At 43.9% G+C, this 18,294-nt stretch carries 21 protein-coding genes; 13 read left to right on the top strand and 8 right to left on the bottom strand.

The window, feature by feature from the left end; genetic code table 11:
• Nucleotides 1-104: 104 nt before the first annotated feature.
• Both LZG72_RS18735 and LZG72_RS18730 read right to left on the bottom strand, forming a co-directional pair.
• The gene (locus LZG72_RS18735) at nt 105-1,793 is read right to left on the bottom strand and encodes a hypothetical protein (RefSeq protein WP_233875924.1); all 1,689 of its coding nucleotides are present in this window, start codon (nt 1,791-1,793) and stop codon (nt 105-107) included.
• A gap of 249 nt (nt 1,794-2,042) precedes the next feature.
• Nucleotides 2,043-2,666, bottom strand: coding sequence for a hypothetical protein (locus LZG72_RS18730; protein ID WP_233875922.1), 624 nt, complete (start codon nt 2,664-2,666; stop codon nt 2,043-2,045).
• Between the two features lie 243 nt (nt 2,667-2,909).
• Between LZG72_RS18730 and LZG72_RS18725 the strand changes: the two genes are divergently transcribed.
• Nucleotides 2,910-3,581, top strand: coding sequence for a CAP domain-containing protein (locus tag LZG72_RS18725; RefSeq protein ID WP_233875920.1), 672 nt, complete (start codon nt 2,910-2,912; stop codon nt 3,579-3,581).
• A gap of 365 nt (nt 3,582-3,946) precedes the next feature.
• On the opposite strand, the gene LZG72_RS18720 is transcribed toward LZG72_RS18725, so the two are convergent.
• Nucleotides 3,947-4,201 carry an alpha/beta fold hydrolase gene (locus tag LZG72_RS18720; RefSeq protein ID WP_233875918.1) on the bottom strand — a complete coding sequence of 85 codons (255 nt, stop codon included), beginning with the start codon at nt 4,199-4,201 and terminating at the stop codon, nt 3,947-3,949.
• A 132-nt stretch (nt 4,202-4,333) separates the two neighbouring features.
• Nucleotides 4,334-4,759 carry a helix-turn-helix transcriptional regulator gene (locus LZG72_RS18715; protein ID WP_233875916.1) on the bottom strand — a complete coding sequence of 142 codons (426 nt, stop codon included), beginning with the start codon at nt 4,757-4,759 and terminating at the stop codon, nt 4,334-4,336.
• Nucleotides 4,760-4,919: 160 nt separating this feature from the next.
• Between LZG72_RS18715 and LZG72_RS18710 the strand changes: the two genes are divergently transcribed.
• The 6 genes from LZG72_RS18710 to LZG72_RS18685 all read left to right on the top strand — a co-directional run bounded on the left by LZG72_RS18710 (nt 4,920) and on the right by LZG72_RS18685 (nt 9,077).
• Complete coding sequence (locus LZG72_RS18710) at nt 4,920-5,816, top strand: Rpn family recombination-promoting nuclease/putative transposase (protein ID WP_233875914.1); 897 nt, start codon at nt 4,920-4,922, stop codon at nt 5,814-5,816.
• Between the two features lie 107 nt (nt 5,817-5,923).
• Nucleotides 5,924-6,682, top strand: coding sequence for an SDR family NAD(P)-dependent oxidoreductase (locus LZG72_RS18705; RefSeq protein ID WP_233875912.1), 759 nt, complete (start codon nt 5,924-5,926; stop codon nt 6,680-6,682).
• Between the two features lie 77 nt (nt 6,683-6,759).
• Entirely contained in the window at nt 6,760-7,680 is a 921-nt protein-coding gene (locus tag LZG72_RS18700; protein WP_233875910.1) for an AraC family transcriptional regulator, read from the top strand.
• Between the two features lie 104 nt (nt 7,681-7,784).
• On the top strand, nt 7,785-8,105 hold the full coding sequence (locus LZG72_RS18695; protein ID WP_233875908.1) for a helix-turn-helix transcriptional regulator: 321 nt from the start codon (nt 7,785-7,787) through the stop codon (nt 8,103-8,105).
• Nucleotides 8,102-8,593: an SRPBCC domain-containing protein gene (locus LZG72_RS18690; RefSeq protein ID WP_233875906.1), complete on the top strand. Its 492-nt coding sequence runs from the start codon at nt 8,102-8,104 to the stop codon at nt 8,591-8,593. Before LZG72_RS18695 ends, LZG72_RS18690 begins: the two co-directional genes overlap by 4 nt.
• 43 nt (nt 8,594-8,636) lie before the next feature.
• Nucleotides 8,637-9,077 (top strand): VOC family protein, encoded by a 441-nt coding sequence (locus LZG72_RS18685; protein WP_233875904.1) that lies wholly within the window; start codon nt 8,637-8,639, stop codon nt 9,075-9,077.
• A 294-nt stretch (nt 9,078-9,371) separates the two neighbouring features.
• Here LZG72_RS18685 and LZG72_RS18680 read toward each other — a convergent pair whose 3' ends face one another.
• The gene (locus tag LZG72_RS18680; RefSeq protein ID WP_233875902.1) at nt 9,372-10,751 is read right to left on the bottom strand and encodes a DUF4932 domain-containing protein; all 1,380 of its coding nucleotides are present in this window, start codon (nt 10,749-10,751) and stop codon (nt 9,372-9,374) included.
• A 227-nt stretch (nt 10,752-10,978) separates the two neighbouring features.
• Between LZG72_RS18680 and LZG72_RS18675 the strand changes: the two genes are divergently transcribed.
• From LZG72_RS18675 to LZG72_RS18660, 4 genes are all read left to right on the top strand, one after another.
• On the top strand, nt 10,979-11,320 hold the full coding sequence (locus LZG72_RS18675) for a hypothetical protein (protein WP_233875899.1): 342 nt from the start codon (nt 10,979-10,981) through the stop codon (nt 11,318-11,320).
• Nucleotides 11,321-11,329: 9 nt separating this feature from the next.
• Nucleotides 11,330-11,536 (top strand): helix-turn-helix transcriptional regulator, encoded by a 207-nt coding sequence (locus LZG72_RS18670; protein WP_233875897.1) that lies wholly within the window; start codon nt 11,330-11,332, stop codon nt 11,534-11,536.
• A gap of 136 nt (nt 11,537-11,672) precedes the next feature.
• Nucleotides 11,673-12,695 (top strand): LLM class flavin-dependent oxidoreductase, encoded by a 1,023-nt coding sequence (locus LZG72_RS18665; protein ID WP_233875895.1) that lies wholly within the window; start codon nt 11,673-11,675, stop codon nt 12,693-12,695.
• Between the two features lie 148 nt (nt 12,696-12,843).
• A complete protein-coding gene (locus LZG72_RS18660) occupies nt 12,844-13,428 on the top strand; it encodes a DUF4142 domain-containing protein (protein ID WP_233875893.1) in 585 nt (194 codons plus the stop codon).
• A 104-nt stretch (nt 13,429-13,532) separates the two neighbouring features.
• Here the strand turns inward: LZG72_RS18660 and LZG72_RS18655 are convergent, their stop codons facing one another.
• The 3 genes from LZG72_RS18655 to LZG72_RS18645 form a co-directional block, all read right to left on the bottom strand.
• On the bottom strand, nt 13,533-14,372 hold the full coding sequence (locus tag LZG72_RS18655; protein WP_233875891.1) for a hypothetical protein: 840 nt from the start codon (nt 14,370-14,372) through the stop codon (nt 13,533-13,535).
• Nucleotides 14,373-14,509: 137 nt separating this feature from the next.
• Entirely contained in the window at nt 14,510-14,920 is a 411-nt protein-coding gene (locus LZG72_RS18650; RefSeq protein ID WP_233875889.1) for a hypothetical protein, read from the bottom strand.
• A 159-nt stretch (nt 14,921-15,079) separates the two neighbouring features.
• Complete coding sequence (locus LZG72_RS18645; protein ID WP_233875887.1) at nt 15,080-15,301, bottom strand: DUF4198 domain-containing protein; 222 nt, start codon at nt 15,299-15,301, stop codon at nt 15,080-15,082.
• Nucleotides 15,302-15,406: 105 nt separating this feature from the next.
• On the opposite strand from LZG72_RS18645, the gene LZG72_RS18640 reads away from it, so the two are divergent.
• Together LZG72_RS18640 and LZG72_RS18635 are read left to right on the top strand one after the other, a co-directional pair.
• Nucleotides 15,407-15,784 carry a hypothetical protein gene (locus LZG72_RS18640; protein WP_233875885.1) on the top strand — a complete coding sequence of 126 codons (378 nt, stop codon included), beginning with the start codon at nt 15,407-15,409 and terminating at the stop codon, nt 15,782-15,784.
• A gap of 139 nt (nt 15,785-15,923) precedes the next feature.
• Nucleotides 15,924-18,287 carry a TonB-dependent receptor gene (locus LZG72_RS18635; protein ID WP_233875883.1) on the top strand — a complete coding sequence of 788 codons (2,364 nt, stop codon included), beginning with the start codon at nt 15,924-15,926 and terminating at the stop codon, nt 18,285-18,287.
• The last annotated feature ends 7 nt before the right edge of the window (nt 18,288-18,294 follow it).

Here is an 18,294-nt window from a genome sequence, read left to right as displayed (position 1 = left end):
GAAAAAGAGACGTAAAAATGCACGCTTACAAAATGCTTACATTTTGTAAGAATCTGATTATTAAAATATTACGAACTTCAATCCAAAGTGCGAGACTGACCTGGTCAGGCCGTTCTAATGAGTTGTTCGAGCGCAGCGTGTTCTGAAAGATTCAGCTTTTTCCGGATGCGGTGACCCATTACCTGTACCGCATTAGGCGAAACGCCAAGCATGGCGGCCATTTCTTTGGTAGAGAGATTCAACCGGCACAGCGCAAAATAGCGCAGCTCACCCACAGAGAGTTCGGAGTACTTTTCCCTGACGCGCGGTATAAACCCGGGTTGGGCTTTATCGAACAGCCTCTGAAAAGACTGCCATTCGTCTTCGGTCAGAATTGTACTTTGATGCAGTTCCGCCAGAATCCCAGCTTTGTCTTCCTCCGGGTTACGGCTTTCCAGCTTCTCGATCAGCTTGTTTTTCTCGCGGATACTCTCGGTAAAACGGCTGAGATCCAATGCAGCCAATTCCAGTTCCTGTTTGGTCTTTTGAAGTTTCAGATCGTTGGCCAGTTGCCGTTTCTTCTGGATAAAATAGGTCAGAGCAAACACGATGCACAGAATCAGTACCAGCAGGATCAGCAGGTTCCGCTCTGCTATTTTCTGCTGCCTTTCCAGGATGAACTCCGCCAAGCGAAGTTCCTCGTTTTGCCGGTCGAGCTTTTGCTTTGCCCGAAGCACTTTCAGGGCGCTGAACTTTTCATTGTATCTGTTAATCGCCGCGATCGAGGAGTCCATAAATTGCTGCGACTGCCCATTATCGCCCCTTGCCGCATACCATCTGCTCATCACCGGATACAGCAGCCGTAACCGGTCGGGCTGGCCGGCTTTTTCAATGTTGTCCTTTGCATATTGAATGAATGTCGCGGCTTGCTCCACTTTTCCCTTCTCCCTGAATATATCCGCCAACAGGATAGAGGCCCCGGCAGCGCACCCGAAATCGTTTTCCGAAAGCGAACCGTACAAGTCGGTCTCCAGTAAGGGGATTGCCTTGTCGTATTGCTTGCGAAGGTACATGTTGGCGCCAAGGTTACCCGTCGCAATCCTTTTCCAAACTTTTGCCTCGGCGAAAGGCGTTTTGAGTACCTGCCCGTAGTAGTAATCGGAGCTGTCAAGGTTATTGAGCCGCTCATAGCATAAGCCGAGGGTATTTCTGGCATCATTGATTACCATCGTATTCATGGGTATCTCAGGTACTGCGATCGCCCTTTTAAAGTAGCCGCGTGCAACTGCGTAGTCCTGAAAAAAGTAATACGCTTTGCCAATCTGCATCAGGTCCCGCGCCATTTCCGGGTAATCCTCGGGGTTGGTGGAGGCAAGCTCTTTATCCAGCAGCAGGTATTGCTCAAAAGCCAACTCGTAGTTTTCCAGAAAATTCCAATAAAACTCCGCTAATGCCCTTAGCGAACGCGCTCTTAAAAAGTCGACATTGCCTTTTGATGCACTTGCCAATTGCTGCTTCAATTTATTGAGCGCTATATTTTTGGGCTGTCGCTGGTAGAACGCATTCCAGAAAACCATGAAGAAATCCACATTCAATTCCAGGGCCTTGTCGTGATTCGCGCGGGCAAAGATTCTGATCTGCTCCGCTTTTTTAGCCCGTTGCAACGAGTCCGGTATGTTGATCAGATCTTTATACATGGAGTGGATCCCCGCCATTTTCTCCGAATAGGATTTACCAAGCAGGTGCTCGTATTGCGCCTGCGCTGGTGTTAGACTAAGGAAAAACAGCAGAAGAAAAGGTTTCAGCAAACGCATAGAACTTGAAGTCAAGAGGACCGGCCCATCCACTCAGCGACGGGGCTCATGCCTGCAGGACAAAAATACAAAGATACAGGTATCAAATTTATCAGTCAAAGATATAAGAGATACTTGTAAGCTTCCCCCAAAAGTGATCGTTGAATAAATGGAGCTTTCCGATTATATTTTCATAAAAGGAAAGGAACATGAAGAAGAATCGATTCAGCGAGGCCCAGATCGTGGCCATTCTAAAGCAGCAGCAAATACTTACCTTAGCAAGACATCGGTGACTTTTATCCTGAAAAGCCCATCAGTAAAATGCGCCGTTTCGGCCATTTTGTTTCGTAGTGGTAGTAGTTCTAATTGAGTATCTTGATTAAATGAAATAGCAAAGCGACCTTCCACAATTCCCAAGGCCTTATCAAATTTCGTAATCTTGATCCATCCCGGTTTTAAGCCTTTATACACATAAAGGTTATATAATCCACCCGAATTACCTATGTACGATAAGCTGGCGTATTCATTTTTTCGTTGCCTGCTCTTGTCCAACTTTGCGATCTTAAATCGGCCCTTTTTCAAGGGAATATTGTAAATCACCAAACTTTGGGTTCTGGTACATTCCGGATCTAGGCAGCCATTGTTCGTCTTAGGATTTGGACCTTGTCCCGTACCAGGATAATCAATATCTGTAAACACTACAAGGTTAAAACTCCGCACATTCTCGACTTTTTGCCCTTCTTCTCTTAGCCTTAGAACCTTGCCTGTTCCAAACCACACAGTGTCATTGAGAACACTGGTCACATTAAAGGTGCTATTATTGGGCAATGAAGGCTGTTTAGTGCAGCTAACAAATGCCAAAAGGATGATTGCATACGGAAAACAAACTTTCATAATATCCATGTTTACTATGAAAGGCCAGTAACGATCAGAACTAACTATTTAGTTATTAGTATTTTTGGTTTGTTTTTCGGAACAACTTAAATTCTAACAAAAACGCTCGAACGTGAGACTGTATTTTCTCGCTTTCTTTACATCCGGTGTCAATTCGCCTATATTGTTAAATTCGTATGATAGGGATAATTAGTAGTTATTATGTTAAAAGATGTTTTTACCTGAAGGACGAAAACTATAAATATGGGACAAAAAATAATTGTCATTCTACTTATTCAAATATCTTTTTATCAGAAGAAAAATACGGGAAATTATTTTTTAATGAGCGATCAGGAATTTTTTGCTCAACGTGCCACTGCCCAACCAATCTCGCTGATCGAGCCAGACACCTTACTTTTGGATGCAGCCATTTTTCAAGCAACTAACAAAGTGCGAAGGGAACATAATTTACCTCTTTTCCAACATGATTTATGCCTTTACAAGGCGGCCAAAAGTCACGCCGCTTCTAAGGTGCTTCAACGGTATTACGGCCACAACAACCCTTATAGCACCTTTGAAAGAACTGTTGACAAAAGAGTGGATTTATGCACTAAACGTTTCAGAAGGATCGCGGAAAATATTGGTCGTTATCAAACCCTAATCAGTGGTGATTATATGCGTGTTCGATGGGACAAAAGATCTAATCAATATGAATTCCTTGATCCTGATGATAACAGCAATGCGCAATCATTTACGTATGCAGCATATGCTCATCATGTTGTTAGCCAGTGGATGGCGTCACCGACTCACAAAAGCAACATTTTGAGTGATTCATATATTGAAATAGGTTGCGCGGCAAGGCTATGCCAGCAACCATATAATATTCGACGGGCTCCCTATGCAAGCCTTGTACAAAACTTTGGCAACGCGAATTAACACGGAAGATCATGCCAGGATCGGTCACCACGCCCTCGTTCCGTATTCTGACCTATCACTGGTAAAGCGAGGATACCGAAATTTGTTAGCTAGTACCTTATGTAGCCATTTGCGATTCCTGCATAGCTTATGTATCTTTGATATGAATCAAGATCGTCCAATCTTGCTATTGAAAGATGAGGGACAAATTCGGGACTTCGAATTTTTGCGAGTTTATAAGCTATTGATAATGAATTAGATGATGCTGTGGTTCGACTCCCTGCATCTCCACTTGAAGTCTGTAAATCAATGATTTGCAGACTTTTTTGTTTGCTATTGGCAGCCGGAAATGTTCGAAGTATAAGCGCAGGGATCGATTGCATATTTTACTCTAAAAAGATCCAATAACCGAATATCGTTTGTGTCATCAGGCCAACATGGTCTTGATTGGGAACAATGGCCAGGTGTGATTTTGGCATTGGCTGCATTCCGGCAGCAACACCGCCTCCCAGCAATTTATATTTTTTTGCCAATTCGATTTTATCCATGCCATCATTGTCACCGGAAATAATTAATACAGGTGCTGTGATTTTTGGAATATTGTCGTCACCCATATTAAATGGAATGACTATTCGATTCATATTGAGCTTTCAAAAGATATTTGTGAATGCCGCAGAGCGGCTCCCCGTTTATAGAAAAGTAGGGCCAAATAGTTATGATCACTGATTTTTTTTATAAACAGGTAGCTCCTCCGGAGCTCAAAGCTGTCTTGTTCACCGCCCCCCAATCAACCGCTCCAACCGCCCCATCATCTCATCCTTCTCCTTCAACATCCGCTCGTATAAAGCAATCTTCTCCTCATGAAGCTGAATGATTTTTTCAACTGGATGAAAGTTAATGGTGCCATTGTTGAAGGAATTCTCAAAGGCTTTTTCATGAAATGTATTTAAAATAATATTCACCGCCTTATCCTCATCAAAATTCCGAATGGCCTCAACCGGGATTTTTAAAATCGCCGCAACTTGCTCCAAAATATCGGAATCGATCTTTTCCCTTTGTTCGAGTAAGGAAATTTTTTGCTGGTTCCAATCTTCGCCGAGCTCAAACGCGAGGGCATCTTGCTTGAGGCCGAGGAGTTCTCGAAATCGTTTAAGATTACGTCCTTCATGGATCTTTTGGTTGGATGTAGTATGTGTCATGCGGAACGGGTTTTTGGTTAAAAAGGCAATTTATATAAATTGATCTGGAAGTGCCCGAATAAATTACGGATGCTGCAATGAAAGTTACCGGAAGCAGTGTTAGGACACCTTGCAGTAATTCGTTCGGTCCATCTCGTTTCCCATTCTATATCTTCGCCGGATGAGCGAGCACACACAAAAACACGACACCTTCATCAGGGCGATTATGGGTAACCAGCAGGTCGCGCTGGATTATTTCCGGACCTGTCTTCCCCAAAACATCCAGGATATGCTCGACTTTTCAACCCTTCGGCAACTCCCTGATACGTATGTCTCAAAGGATCTGCAAAAATCCATATCGGACATCGTATATACCTGCCGGAAAGCAGATGGTATTGAAGAAGTGAAAATTTCGTTACTCGTCGAGCATAAGAGCTATATTGATAAGTATACGCCGATCCAGATGGGTAGTTATCTATTTTCCGGCTTTCTGAAGCAAATCGGTAACGGGGAAGCGCCTTCGCTTATCATTCCCATACTTCTTTATCACGGCAAGGCCCATTTGGAATATAAAACACTGGCTGGTCTCTTTGATATTCTCGAACCAGCTTTGCAAGGATTTGTACCAGATTACCAGTATATTTTTCACAATTTGGGCGAGATACCTGACGAAGAAATTCAGGCACTGCATAATAAATTTCTAGCCGCATCGCTGCTAGCGATGAAATATAGTGTCTTGAAAGACAGATTAAAGACCTTAGTTCCGACGATATTGACGCTGGCCAGCGAGACGGAAAAGAACTTGCAAAAAAGTTTGATAGTTTATACATTCGTAAACAGCGGTCTTAGCGAAGATCAAATCTTTGCATTCGTCACATCGCTACCAATACAAAACAAAGAAACGGTTATGGATACCTTAGAAATTTTTGTTGAAAAGGGTCGGAAGGAAAAGACCCAAACCGCCGTAAAGAACCTCATCAAGCAATCATTACTCACGGATGAGCAGATCGCTTCCGCCATGGAAGTATCAGTGAGCTATGTCTCAGATATCCGGAAAATTATAGCTGCCGCAAAGTAGGCAGAAAGATCTCACCCTCATTCTGGCTACAAATCGCCCTGATTTGGCTACAACCGCTGCTGTACCAAATCCGAACTTTGCTTCCTCAAACTTAAAGTAAATAAGAGATGGAAGTACGGGAAAGTAAAGTGGCATTGGTTACAGGTGCCAATCAGGGAGTAGGATTTCAGATTGCCAAAGCCCTCGCCGAGAATGGCTATATCGTTTATGTTGGGTCACGCAATCTGCAAAATGGCGTCGCTGCTGCCGAAAAGATAGGATATAAAGCTCAGGCCATTCAAATAGATGTTACTGACAAAGGTTCTGTGGAAAATGCGGTTGCTACGGTGCAGCAAGATTTCGGCCAACTGGACCTGTTGGTAAATAATGCTGCAATTTCGCATGCAGGGACTCCGGGACGGACGCTGGAAGAAATTATGGCCGCAAATCGTCCAAGCATTAGTTCGGTGGATGAAATGCGTACCGTGTGGGAAACCAATGTCTTTGGTGTCGTAGTTGTAACGCAGGCATTCCTGCCGCTGCTTCGCAAGGCTACAGCGGCACGTATCGTGAACGTTTCGAGCGGGTTGGCTTCACTTGCGCTTGCCCGGGATCCGGAAAATCCTTATGCCCCGCATTTTGAATTGATTTACGGTGCATCTAAAACGGCCATGAATGCTGTCACCGTTGCCTTTGCCAATGAACTGGAAAAGAGTGGAATCAAGGTAAGTGCAGTGAGCCCTGGCTTCACGGCAACCGCGCTAAACAATTTTCAGGGAACGGATTCAGTGGAAGTAGGTTCCCTTGAGCCCATCCGGGTGGCTTTGGAAGAAGACGGGCCAACCGCACTTTTTACAGGCCCTAATCAGGAGGTTTACCCTTGGTAGATAATATTTATTGTGAGAACTCGATCTGTGGCGATGAATTCGCCGCAGATTTTGTTTTTCCTGTCTAAACGCATACAATGAAAAAATCAGATCATCTCCGGTTCCGCTCGATTTCAGCAATCCATCAGGCTTTTCGTTTACCCAAACCCCAGCACCCATTGATAAGCCTCACGCATTTTGATGAAAACAATCCATTTAATCCCGATAAGGCAGTTGCTTACGATGTACTGGATTTTTATAAAGTGACATTCAATGTGCAAAATAGCGGAAGGCTAAAATACGGACAAAGTTATTACGATTTTGAAGAAGGAAGTATGATGTTTATGGCGCCTCAGCAGCTGGTTGGCCCAACGGAATATCATGAGCCTGGGGAATCTTATGTATTGCTTATCCATCCCGATTTTTTATTAGGATATCCTTTGGCGCAGAAGATAAAACAATATAGTTATTTCTCTTATTCGGTAAACGAAGCTTTACATCTGTCTGATCAGGAAAAAGGCATTGTTTTGTCGGTGTACCAAATTATTGAGCGTGAGCTGAACAGTCGTGTCGATGAATTTAGTCAGGAGATTGTTGTTGCCCAACTTGAATTGTTATTGAGCTATGCCAGCCGTTTTTACAAAAGACAATTTGTGACCCGCCGGGCTTCTTGCAATACTATTTTGGAAAAAACGGAATGCGTCATGAATGACTATCTCAACAACCAAAGGGCGCTCGACAGGGGTTTGCCCACTGTGCAGTATTTGTCCGAACAACTGCATGTTTCTTCCGGGTATTTAAGCGACATGCTTCGCTCCCTCATCGGTCGGAATGCACAGCAGTACATTCATGAAAAACTGGTTGAAAAAGCCAAGGAGAGGTTGTCGACAACGGATCTGAATGTCAGTGAAATAGGTCACGAACTCGGTTTTGAGCACTCGCAAAGTTTTAATAAGTTTTTTAAGAATAAAACCCAGCAATCGCCACTGGAATTCAGGCAGTCGTTTGCAAATGCATGAATTGGCCCAGTTCACGATCAGCAGTTTTTTCTACAAAAAATTTGCGCAACTCAAAAGTTGCATTTATATTTGCAACCTGAGGGTTGCGGAATTAACAATTAAAAATGAAACAGGATATATTTCAGGCCATATCAGATCCGACACGCAGGGCCATTTTAACGTTGATCGCTATCCAGGCATTAACCCCAAATGCAATGGCGGAAAAATTTGATATGACCCGCCAGGCAGTTTCAAAACATATTAAAGTATTGCACGAATGCGGATTGATTAAACCTGAGCAAAGCGGCAGAGAGATTTATTATCACTTTAATGCAAGAAAGATGCAAGAATTTGATAATTGGTTAGCCCAATTCAGGCAGAACTGGGAAATTCAGTTCAATCAACTCGACGGACTATTGTCAACAATTAAAGAACAGAAAAAATGAACAACGATTTGCTATTTGATTTTAATGTTGACAAAACCGCGAAAACGGTTTATATAACCAGGGAGTTTAATGCCGGGCAATCTTTAGTATGGGATGCCTTTACCAAAGCCGAATTGCTGGATCAATGGGGAGCACCTGCCCCAATGCGCGCCAAAACAAAGTATATGAATTTTGAAGTTGGCGGGCGGCGATTTTACGCGATGATAAGCCCAGACGGGCAGGAGCGTTGGGCGGTGCAGGATTTTACATCCATTACCCCGAAAACCAATTTTAAAATGTACAACGCGTTTGCAGACAAAGACGAAAATCGTGAACTGCCGGGTTCTGAATGGGATTATAATTTCAGCGAACAAAATGGCATAACCAAAGTGGACATTACCATTTTCAATGAATCGTTTGAGCGTTTGGAGAAATTATTAGAGGGCTTCAAAATAGGCTTCGCCATGACCTTAAAAAACCTGGAAGAACTGTTGGCCACTTTATCGTAGAAAACATAAAAGAAAATTACAATCACTTTTAGAATTAAAAATTATGAAAGCAATCAATCCCTGGATCAACTTCAATGGAAATGCTGAAGAAGCATTCACTTTTTACAAATCAGTTTTTGGCGGAGAATTTGCAAAGATCGTCCGCTTCGGGGACCTATCGAGCGCTGAATTTCCGGTACCCGAAAATGAAGCCAACAAAATCATGCACATTGCTTTGCCTATTGGCAAACACAATGTATTAATAGCCAATGATGTTCCCGAATTTATGGGGCCGGTAAGCGAAAGTGAAAACAGGTCTAAAATAACGGTTAGTGCAGAAAGCAGGGAAGAGGCCGACCAGATATTTAACGGCCTGTCGGAAGGTGGAGATATTGAAGGTCCCATTGGCGACAGTCCCTGGGGTACATACGCCGGAATGTTTAGAGATAAATATGGCATTGAATGGATCGTGGAATTTGACCCAAATGACAATGTCCAGATTTAACCTAACGAAAAAATATTTTGCATAAAGATCCTAGGAAATGCATCTATAGAGAACGAATAGTAGTCCAAAGAAAAGGAGGGTGGTGATAAGAACCGATTGCACTCTGAAAACCGTTTGATTTGGTTCTCTCTCACCACAATGGGGGCAAAATTCCGCCGTCACCGATACAGGCTGGTCGCAGGCACGACATGAAATTAGTTTAGACATAGGACTCATTTTTGTCTCAAGTAACCAAAGGTATTCGAAATAAACATACCAATGTATGTGTGAGTGGAGACCAGAAGCTGGCTTTTCTTATTTGGATGCCCACTCAATAACTGCAGGATACAAATCGGCAACAGTTTGGCCTGTTTTTCTATTCTTGTATAAGCGTAGTAGTTCCTGATTAAATTCTCTAAATCGCTGAAAACCACGGAAGTCAACCATATTTTTTTCAATGGTCATATTAAGAGAAATGAATGTCTTTTTATCAAAAATATCTGAATAGTATAAAGCGACCAATCCATAATTCATATATTCTTCAAAACAAACAAGCGAATTATCGTAACCGGAAGAAGGCTTTCCAGAAGTAATCCATTTTGATAAGTCATTTAATGCATCACCGATTGCTTTATTATATTTTTCAGCCTCCGGATTCAGGTAAGCATGATTAATCTCGGTAAATGCAATCATCATGCGTTGTCCTTTCAGAACATCGGCGGGCAGCTTCTTATCTTCGTTGTTTATAAAGGGGTAGTTAACGTGAGCTTGCGCCTCCGTAAAGCCGTTATCCTCAAAACGGCTGGCAGATTGATTCCATCCGACCAAAGGCGAAAAAATTACTTTTACAGCTGAGTATTTGGTAGTTGGGAATTGTTTTTCGAGCCAACTTTTCATCCCGGCTGTATTGATATTATCCCTGAAATCCTTTTTAAGGCTTGAATAATAATTTAGATTTTTTTTGTAAAATGCTCTGAACCCGGACTTTTCAGCAAATTTTTCCAGTAATGGAATATAATATTCCAGTTCGTTTTTTTCTCCCGGGGCGATGCGGTCATACACCCCTCCGTTTATAATTTTATTCCCTGAAAAAACATACGCATAGCTATCCATTTTTAAATGCAGGTAGAAGAACTGCGGTGAAAATTTTAACAGAGAATCTGCCGCCTTTACAGCTGCGTCCCGATTATACGGCATAAAATGATCAGTTACGATCTTATAGTAGTTGGTCCCTTTTTTAATAGCACCCGTTTTTCCGTAATCGGTAAGCGCGAAGATGATATTGATCAACTCGTATACTTCCGGAACCTCAATAAGGGTTTTGCCTTCATTCTCTGTTTTATATTTCTCAGTGAAAGATGCTGGTTTAACTAGCTTTTGTATGGTAAAGGCGCACGTCACCGTGTCACCCGTAGATTCTCTCACAATTTTAAACTCCGTATTTTTTTTTGGCCTGAGCATCACTGATATGGAGTCAGATTTTGAAACCAGAGCAAAGACCGAGGAATCTTTCTGGACTACAAAGCTGTAATCGAATTGCCTGCCTAATTTATTAATACCATTGAACTCTTCCTTTTGGCCATCCAAATACATGGTCAGACTGTCAGAAGATGAGTGTAAGGTAGGGACGACTAAGTTTTGGGCACAAACGAGTCCAGTCCAGCAGATAAGGAAGCAAGTAATAATTAATTTCATGAAGCGTTGGTTGGCCTAATCTGATAGTACTGTTATTTTCATGTTCGATCAGACATTCATTTTTGAGGTTACTAATATAGAAAAATATGTAGTCGATTGGTGGAGCCGGTCAAGATCGGCCTGTCATGGGAAAACTAGGCCGGTCAAGATGGTTTAAGATGATAAGTTTGTTTGTCTTTTTGAGAAGCATACTTTACATTTGAGAACTCATACAAACATGCCTAGTCATGACTGGAATAATTAAGCTCTTAAGTGTGGTGCTAGTGACAATTGGTGTCATTGTTTTGTTTTTCGACGCTCGAACTGGTGCTGAACTTCCTTTATTGATTGGGCTCTTCATAGGCTTCGTGAGCCGGGACAAGATCGAAGATGAACGGGCGTTACATCTCAAAACATCATCAGCCTATACCTCACTTGTTGTAGGATACAGCCTTAAGTTGCTGAGCAGCAATCTTTACGATCATGGGCTTATCAGCTTTCAACTATCGGAAATAAATCATTTCCTCATTCTCGTTTTTGCGGTCGCAACGGTTATCTATTATTCAAGGCTTTACCTATCAGCAAGATAACTTTGTTGAATGAAAAATCATTTGAAGGTTGAAAGAGCGAAGCACAATTTAACACAGGCGGATCTGGCGAGCAGGGTAGGTGTATCCAGGCAGACGATCAACTCTATCGAAATCGGTAAATACACTCCGTCAGCTATATTGGCACTGAAAATAGCCGTGGTATTTAAAGCTCGTGTGGAAGATGTATTTATTTTAGAAGACAGCGATTGGAAGTAGCCACCGCCAATCTTCGCATTGTCTATAGAATTTCATATAAGACTCTCAATTGATTATATGAAGAAGTAAGCGATAACCAGGAACTTTTAACGCGCCGTAATCTTTCTAATTCTAAGCTTACTTTGAAAGACGAATTATGAAGAAAATAGGATTTTTATCGTTCGGGCATTGGGCTAACCATCCCGCATATAATGCCCGGACAGCGAGCGACACATTGCTTCAGTCCATTGACCTGGCTGTTGCGGCCGAAGAAATCGGTTTAGACGGCGCTTATTTTCGTGTACATCATTTCGCGTCTCAGCTGGCATCGCCATTTCCATTGCTTTCGGCTATTGGTGCAAAAACAAGCAAAATTGAAATTGGGACAGGAGTGATCGACATGCGTTATGAAAATCCATTGTATATGGTCGAAGATGCCGGCGCTGCCGATCTGATTTCGGAGGGACGACTGCAGTTGGGAGTGAGCAGGGGCTCGCCGGAACAGGTAGTTGACGGATGGCGCTATTTTGGATACGAACCGGCAGAGGGGGAAACCGACGCGGATATGGGACGCCGAAAGGCGTTGGAATTCCTGGAAAGACTAAAAGGTGTAGGGTTCGCACAGCCAAATCCGTACCCGATGTTTCCGAATCCGCCGGGCTTACTGCGTTTGGAACCTTACTCGGAAGGGTTGCGGGAGCGTATTTGGTGGGGGGCCGCTTCTAATGCCACTGCTGTTTGGGCAGCCGAAAACGGAATGTACCTTCAAAGTTCTACGCTGAAATACGATGAAGGCGGCAAGCCTTTTCATGTACAGCAAGCGGAGCAGATAAGGTTGTACAAAGAAGCGTGGAAAAAAGCGGGGCACGAGCGCGAACCAAGAGTTTCGGTGAGCCGGTCTATTTTCGCACTGGTGAACGACCAGGACCGCAATTACTTCGGGCAGGAATCCAACCGGCGTGATAAAATTGGAATGATTGAACACGACAAACGCGCGATTTTTGGTAGAAGCTATGCCGCCGAACCCGATCAGCTCATTAAAGAATTGGCGCAGGACGAGGCTATCCAGGAAGCAGATACAATTCTTTTGACGATACCCAATACTTTGGGAGTAGATTACAACGTGCATGTTTTGTCTTCCATTTTAAAACATGTTGCACCCGGGTTGGGGTGGCGTTAAATCCCGACCCGGCAAAACATTTGAATCGACAGGGAACCATCCGGACCTGGGACAAGAAACGAGTGGGTATGATTTTTGAGGTTCAGGTGCAAACTATGCCGGTACTTTCCGGCATAGTAATTTGATCACCACTTAAACAATCATTACGATGAAAATTGCATCAACATTCATGACACTCGCAACTGTAGCAATGTTGTGGGGCTGCGGGTCAAAATCGACCGAAACAACAGACACAACTGATTTAGCCGACAGTACCAACGAAGCAGTAGCCGAAAACGCTGCCACCGACTCCGCATCCACCGCCGCCAAAGAGGATGCCGACTTCGCGGTAGAAGCAGCGAATGGCGGGATGGCAGAAGTTGCATTAAGCAAAATCGCCGAGACCAAAGCAACCGATCCGAAAGTGAAAGAATTTGCAAAACAAATGGTAACAGACCATTCGAAAGCAAATGATGAGCTGAAAGCACTGGCCGCAAGCAAAAATATTACACTGCCCTCAGCGTCCGATGAAGAAAAGCAAAAGGCAGCAGCAGACCTTGCCGGCAAAAGCGGAACCGATTTTGACAAGGCTTACATATCGCAAATGAAGAAAGACCATGACAAAACGGTGAAACTTTTTGAAGATGGGCAGAAAGAAGTGAAAGATGCGGAGCTAAAAGCGTTCATCGAAAAGACTTTGCCTGTGATCAAAGCGCACGCTGAACATGTTAAAAGTCTTGATAAGACCAAGTAATTCTTAATAAAAGTTTCGGAGCCAGTGGTCACGGTTGTGGTCGCTGGCTTTTTTATGTGCACAACAGTTGCTCGTATTTAACATGTATTGCTGGGCCGGTGTCACTACTGGAACAACCAATTTTTCATTTTTTTGAAAATATCCTGTTTTCGGGGCCTTTCCCTGCCGTCGTGCGTGAGCCCGTTTATGTAGTGATAAATTAGTTTTTCGGCATACTCCTGCGCCAAGTCATCTCCCTTCGACAAATGGTCTATAAATGGAAGCACTTCTTCATTCAACATACCATTTACAGAAATCGTGTGGAAGTTTGCCCGTTCCACGTTTTCCAGGTTTTCGTTGATGGGTTTAGAATGATTTTGCGCGAAATAGTCAATATGCAGAATGTCCGGATTGTTCTTTTTCAGCCTTTTGGTACCCCTTCTTTCATTCCTCCATGGGTTTTCGTTTGCAGTAAGCTGCTCAATAAAAAATTTGCGCTCCCACAAAGTGATTTGATGCGACATTAAGTACCGGGAGGCCGAATTGTTTAACAAGGCTACATTAAGGCCTTCAATGTAAGAACTGGTTTTTGTTGTTTTATAAATATCTGCGCTGTGGAGTTTCACTTGTTTCCATTTATTCAGTTCCGCCGCCTCGAAAAGTTTGGTAAAAAAACCTTTACAGATTTTCTGATTGAACCATACGTCTTCCTGCAGATAAAGTACATACTTTTCTTGCACCTGCTCTCTCAGCAAATAAGAGAGCCTGTCCGACCATTCCCCTTTTCCGGATTTAATATTGGTGAAACCCGGGATTTCTACGTCCAGCTCTTCAGTCGCAAAATAATACTTACAGTCGATGCTGAAATCCCAAAACTCCTTAAAGAAATATTCAAAACCCTGATACAAAAGTTGATAGCGGTCACAACTGTGTACTATCAGGGCAACATCTGGTTTTTTTGGCATAGCGCTGACTAAAGAAACTTTCCCCAAGTCCGTTGATGTTACCTGGCGTTACAACCAAAGAGGCCTGCGGCTGTTGAAATAGTTGTACGGAGGAAATTTTTATTTGCGGCTGCGATAAGTGGTTAAATCTTACCGTGCTATCTGGCCGATGCCATTTCGTTGTTCAGAAGCTGATCCTGGGTAGTCAGGTTTGTATTCTCAATTCCTAAGACGCTATTATCCAATATATTACTGAATTTTCGTCCCGTCCGGATAAGGACAGCTCCAAGGTATCTCAACCTGGCCAAATCGTTGTATTTATACGGTTCTTCTTCTTTGGCCTTGTTGAATTTGGGCTTATACAGTACATAAAGTTTGACTTTCCTGTATTCCAGCGAATCGCCCGGAAGCTGCACATACGACACAATCATATTTCGAAAAACCGGCTCCCAGTTGGTGACATAAGCTTCTGTCGGCAGGCGTTCAACGATCTCGACCTGGGAAAACACGGGTACACAAAAGCCCGTCAGTATCCCTGCTGTTAGTGTGGCAAATCTTAATTTTTTCATAATCTGTTTTTTTGAATCGCGTCGCGCACATAAAAAGCCTGCCAGAAGCGCAATCGCTTCCGGATCAGTGCATCGATAAAGGATTGTCAGATTCGGTTCGGAGCGTCTTATGAGTCGTTTTGCCTTTTACACGGTGGCAGGCCAGTACCAGTGCATTGTTTAATTGCTCAGGCTATCACCGTAAACCTTGTCGCTAACATCCTGTTTATGACCATTTCCATAGTAATCCAATTTCAGGATCTTGTATTTGTGGCCGTTTGAATGTTCGCCCTGATAGTCTTCGCCCACCATCAGATCGATACGGGCTTTTTCATTTTTTTTAAGCCAGAACTTTACGGGTTCAAGCCGGAATTCATGCGCGAATGCAGGAGAGCAAAACAAAAATAGAGCGGTTACAGGAAGTAAATTTTTGACTTTCCTGAATGGGACTTTAAGTGCCGCAAATTAACGGATATCTTAGGAATTGCTATATTTGCCGCCAATCCAATGCGCACAGTCATCGTCTACATATGGCTTATTACAACAGTCCTGCCGACGTTTAGTCAGTGGGGGACGATTGCGTATTATCAGATTAATAAAGAATATATCACGCGCGTTTTGTGCGAAAACCGTGACAAACCGCAGCTGCATTGTAACGGTAAATGCTACCTGGCTAAAAAATTAAAAGAACAGCAGGAAAAGCAGGATAAGCAAACCAGTGAATTGGTTCAAAACATTCCTGTACTCCAACTATTCGCTTCACCCATAGTATCTTACGAGTTTTTGTCGGGACCTTTTCAACAGTCTCCCGTGCTTACTTTTTCCTATCACCTGGCGACTTATCAGGCACCGCTTTCGATCCTGGTTCCACCTCCCTGCGTATAGTAGGATCGCGTTTTATAATCCGCTTTTGACCCGATGAACCCGTTTGTTCGTCCGGGCACAACTCTTTTCACATTTAGGCCACATCATTGCACTCATTCCAAAAAGCCGGGATGAGGAGCATCTAAATTTCATTATTCAAATGAAAGTCAAACTTTTATTTCTGTTATTTTTTATTACAAATAACGGCCTCCATTCCTTTGCGCAATCCGAGTTGGGGATGCTGAATGGTCGTATTGTCAATGCGGGGCAACAAGCCATAACTGGGGCGTCCATCACATTGCAGAACACAACTTTAGGGACGACGACCGATTCCAATGGTCAGTTTAGCCTGGCTGGCATCACGCCAGGATCGTACATTCTTTCGGTTTCCAATGTCGGTTACACGGCTTACACTCAAAGTCTTCGGATCTCAAAAGGGAGAAATCCTCTCCTTAATCTACAACTTTCGGAAAGCAAACTGCAACTGGAAGAAGTGGTGGTCAGCACCGCGAAAAATCGCTATCAGGTGCTGGCATCCAGCGCATCCACCCGTACCAATACGCCGCTGCTTTCCACGCCGCAATCGGTGCAGGTAATGTCTTCTGCGGTATTGCGCGACCGGCAGGCATTTACATTGAATGAGATCGCAGGTTCATTCACAGGCATGAAAGCCAATAATGGCAACGGCAATTTCCAGATTCGCGGTTTTACGGCTTACTCCCCCAGCGATGCCAGTTTTTTACTTTATAATGGAATCCGGGGAAACCTGTTTTTGTGGAGTCAGCAGCCTTTGTTGTATAATATCGAATCCGTGGAATTGCTTCGCGGTCCGTCGGGAGCATTGTTTAGTGAAGGTTCGCCGGGCGGTGTGGTCAATTTTGTAACTAAAAAGCCTTTGTCCGAAAAACAGGCCAGCGTGGATCTGTCGCTCGGTAGCTGGGGCTTTGGCCGGGCTTCGGTGGATTTCACAGGGCCGGTTGATAGTCAAAAAAAGCTGCTATACCGGGCCATTATTGGTTTTGACCGTTCTGAAAGTTTCAGGGATTATCAGGAGAAAAAGAACCTGTTTGTCGCGCCTTCGCTGACTTACCTTTTTAACAGAAAGACTTCATTAAATCTTGAACTCAACTACGCCTATCAAAAAGCAGTTCACCAATACGACAACGGGAACTTTGTTTACACCCGGCCCGACGGCAGTTTTGATTTTAACCATTATCCCAATAATCTGACGATCCAGAGTCCGACCGATTATGGTAAAACCCACAATACGTCAGCCACATTAACCTTTGACCATCAGCTCAATGACAACCTGAAACTCACGATCGTGGAACGCGCGGTGCGTAATAAGCTGGACTTTACGGACCACATTCCGGTGGGCAGGATCCGCAATGACTCCATCAGCCGGGGATATCAGGACTGGCTCACTGACAGATTTAGTTTGCAGACAACCGCTTTCGCAACTTATACTACAAAAACAGGCCCGCTCGCACATCAGATCATCGTCGGCACCGATTACAACCGTTTCGGCTGGACGCAAAACGATTATCAATATAAATCATCTACCCGGATCTCCATTCTCAACCCGAACTATGCCGGTAGCATCCCCGATGCGTCCGTCCCCGCCGACGAATCGGATGATAATAAGCGCGTTACAAACCTGATCGGCGGCTACATTCAGGATCAGGTGAGTGTCGGAAAGTTGAAAGTGCTGCTTTCACTTCGCTATGATAATTACAACGGAAAGGAAACGCCATTGTCGGACCGCGACAACAAGCAGGGCGACGAGCTGCAAACTTCCGGCTGGATTCCCCGCATTGGGCTGGTGTATTTGCCGGTAAAAAATGTTTCCATTTACGGCACTTACCTGAAATCATTCAACCCACAAACCTCCAATAATGTGCTTGCAGGCGGCCCGTTTCCAACCCGGAAGGCGACGCAATATGAAGTTGGTTCAAAAGCCGATCTGTTCAGCAGCCGCGTATCGACTACATTATCGTTATATCAAATCAACTATGCCAACATATTAACGGCAGCTCCCACGGAAGAAAATTCGCACCGGCAGGCAGCCATCGATGGGACACGCAGCCGGGGAGGGGAGTTTTCCGTAACGGGTAATCTGAATGCGGTGAGCCTGATCGCAGGATATGCGTTCAATGAGCATGTTCTGGTGAGTACCTCCAATTATGGTAAAAAAGGCGACCGTTTTGCCAATGCGCCGAAACATCAGATCAATTTTTGGGGTAAATACACACTTGGCAATGTACTCAAAGGATTGGGAGTGGCTGCGGGTGTCCGCTATGTAAGTGATCAGGTTGGTTTGTTAAGCAATCAAAACTTTGTTTTTCCTTCCTACACCGTCTTGGATGCGGCGCTTTCGTATCAGCGCAACCGGTTTCAGGTTCAGGTTAATGCTTACAACCTGGACAACCGGCACTATTTCACCGGCAGCCGCTCAGGTGTGACTTTGGCCGGGCTGGGCGATCCGTTTAATGTAAGGGTGGGAGTAAGCTATCAGCTCTGGTAATTCATAT

The sequence above is a fragment of the Dyadobacter sp. CY323 genome (assembly GCF_021390245.1).
Classification (GTDB): Bacteria; Bacteroidota; Bacteroidia; order Cytophagales; family Spirosomataceae; genus Dyadobacter.
Note: the sequence above shows the minus strand (reverse complement) of the source record. Positions and strands in the feature narration are given on the sequence as shown.

Bases quoted from the DNA above. Each gene is read 5' to 3' on its own strand.
- LZG72_RS18650 (WP_233875889.1), bottom strand. From the start codon at position 14,920: ATGAAAAAATTAAGATTTGCCACACTAACAGCAGGGATACTGACGGGC.
- LZG72_RS18685 (WP_233875904.1), top strand. From the start codon at position 8,637: ATGAAAGCAATCAATCCCTGGATCAACTTCAATGGAAATGCTGAAGAA.
- LZG72_RS18720 (WP_233875918.1), bottom strand. From the start codon at position 4,201: ATGAATCGAATAGTCATTCCATTTAATATGGGTGACGACAATATTCCA.
- LZG72_RS18725 (WP_233875920.1), top strand. From the start codon at position 2,910: ATGGGACAAAAAATAATTGTCATTCTACTTATTCAAATATCTTTTTAT.
- LZG72_RS18675 (WP_233875899.1), top strand. From the start codon at position 10,979: ATGACTGGAATAATTAAGCTCTTAAGTGTGGTGCTAGTGACAATTGGT.
- LZG72_RS18690 (WP_233875906.1), top strand. From the start codon at position 8,102: ATGAACAACGATTTGCTATTTGATTTTAATGTTGACAAAACCGCGAAA.
- LZG72_RS18710 (WP_233875914.1), top strand. From the start codon at position 4,920: ATGAGCGAGCACACACAAAAACACGACACCTTCATCAGGGCGATTATG.
- LZG72_RS18635 (WP_233875883.1), top strand. From the start codon at position 15,924: ATGAAAGTCAAACTTTTATTTCTGTTATTTTTTATTACAAATAACGGC.
- LZG72_RS18655 (WP_233875891.1), bottom strand. From the start codon at position 14,372: ATGCCAAAAAAACCAGATGTTGCCCTGATAGTACACAGTTGTGACCGC.
- LZG72_RS18695 (WP_233875908.1), top strand. From the start codon at position 7,785: ATGAAACAGGATATATTTCAGGCCATATCAGATCCGACACGCAGGGCC.
- LZG72_RS18680 (WP_233875902.1), bottom strand. From the start codon at position 10,751: ATGAAATTAATTATTACTTGCTTCCTTATCTGCTGGACTGGACTCGTT.
- LZG72_RS18665 (WP_233875895.1), top strand. From the start codon at position 11,673: ATGAAGAAAATAGGATTTTTATCGTTCGGGCATTGGGCTAACCATCCC.
- LZG72_RS18670 (WP_233875897.1), top strand. From the start codon at position 11,330: ATGAAAAATCATTTGAAGGTTGAAAGAGCGAAGCACAATTTAACACAG.
- LZG72_RS18640 (WP_233875885.1), top strand. From the start codon at position 15,407: ATGCGCACAGTCATCGTCTACATATGGCTTATTACAACAGTCCTGCCG.
- LZG72_RS18730 (WP_233875922.1), bottom strand. From the start codon at position 2,666: ATGAAAGTTTGTTTTCCGTATGCAATCATCCTTTTGGCATTTGTTAGC.
- LZG72_RS18700 (WP_233875910.1), top strand. From the start codon at position 6,760: ATGAAAAAATCAGATCATCTCCGGTTCCGCTCGATTTCAGCAATCCAT.
- LZG72_RS18705 (WP_233875912.1), top strand. From the start codon at position 5,924: ATGGAAGTACGGGAAAGTAAAGTGGCATTGGTTACAGGTGCCAATCAG.
- LZG72_RS18715 (WP_233875916.1), bottom strand. From the start codon at position 4,759: ATGACACATACTACATCCAACCAAAAGATCCATGAAGGACGTAATCTT.
- LZG72_RS18660 (WP_233875893.1), top strand. From the start codon at position 12,844: ATGAAAATTGCATCAACATTCATGACACTCGCAACTGTAGCAATGTTG.
- LZG72_RS18735 (WP_233875924.1), bottom strand. From the start codon at position 1,793: ATGCGTTTGCTGAAACCTTTTCTTCTGCTGTTTTTCCTTAGTCTAACA.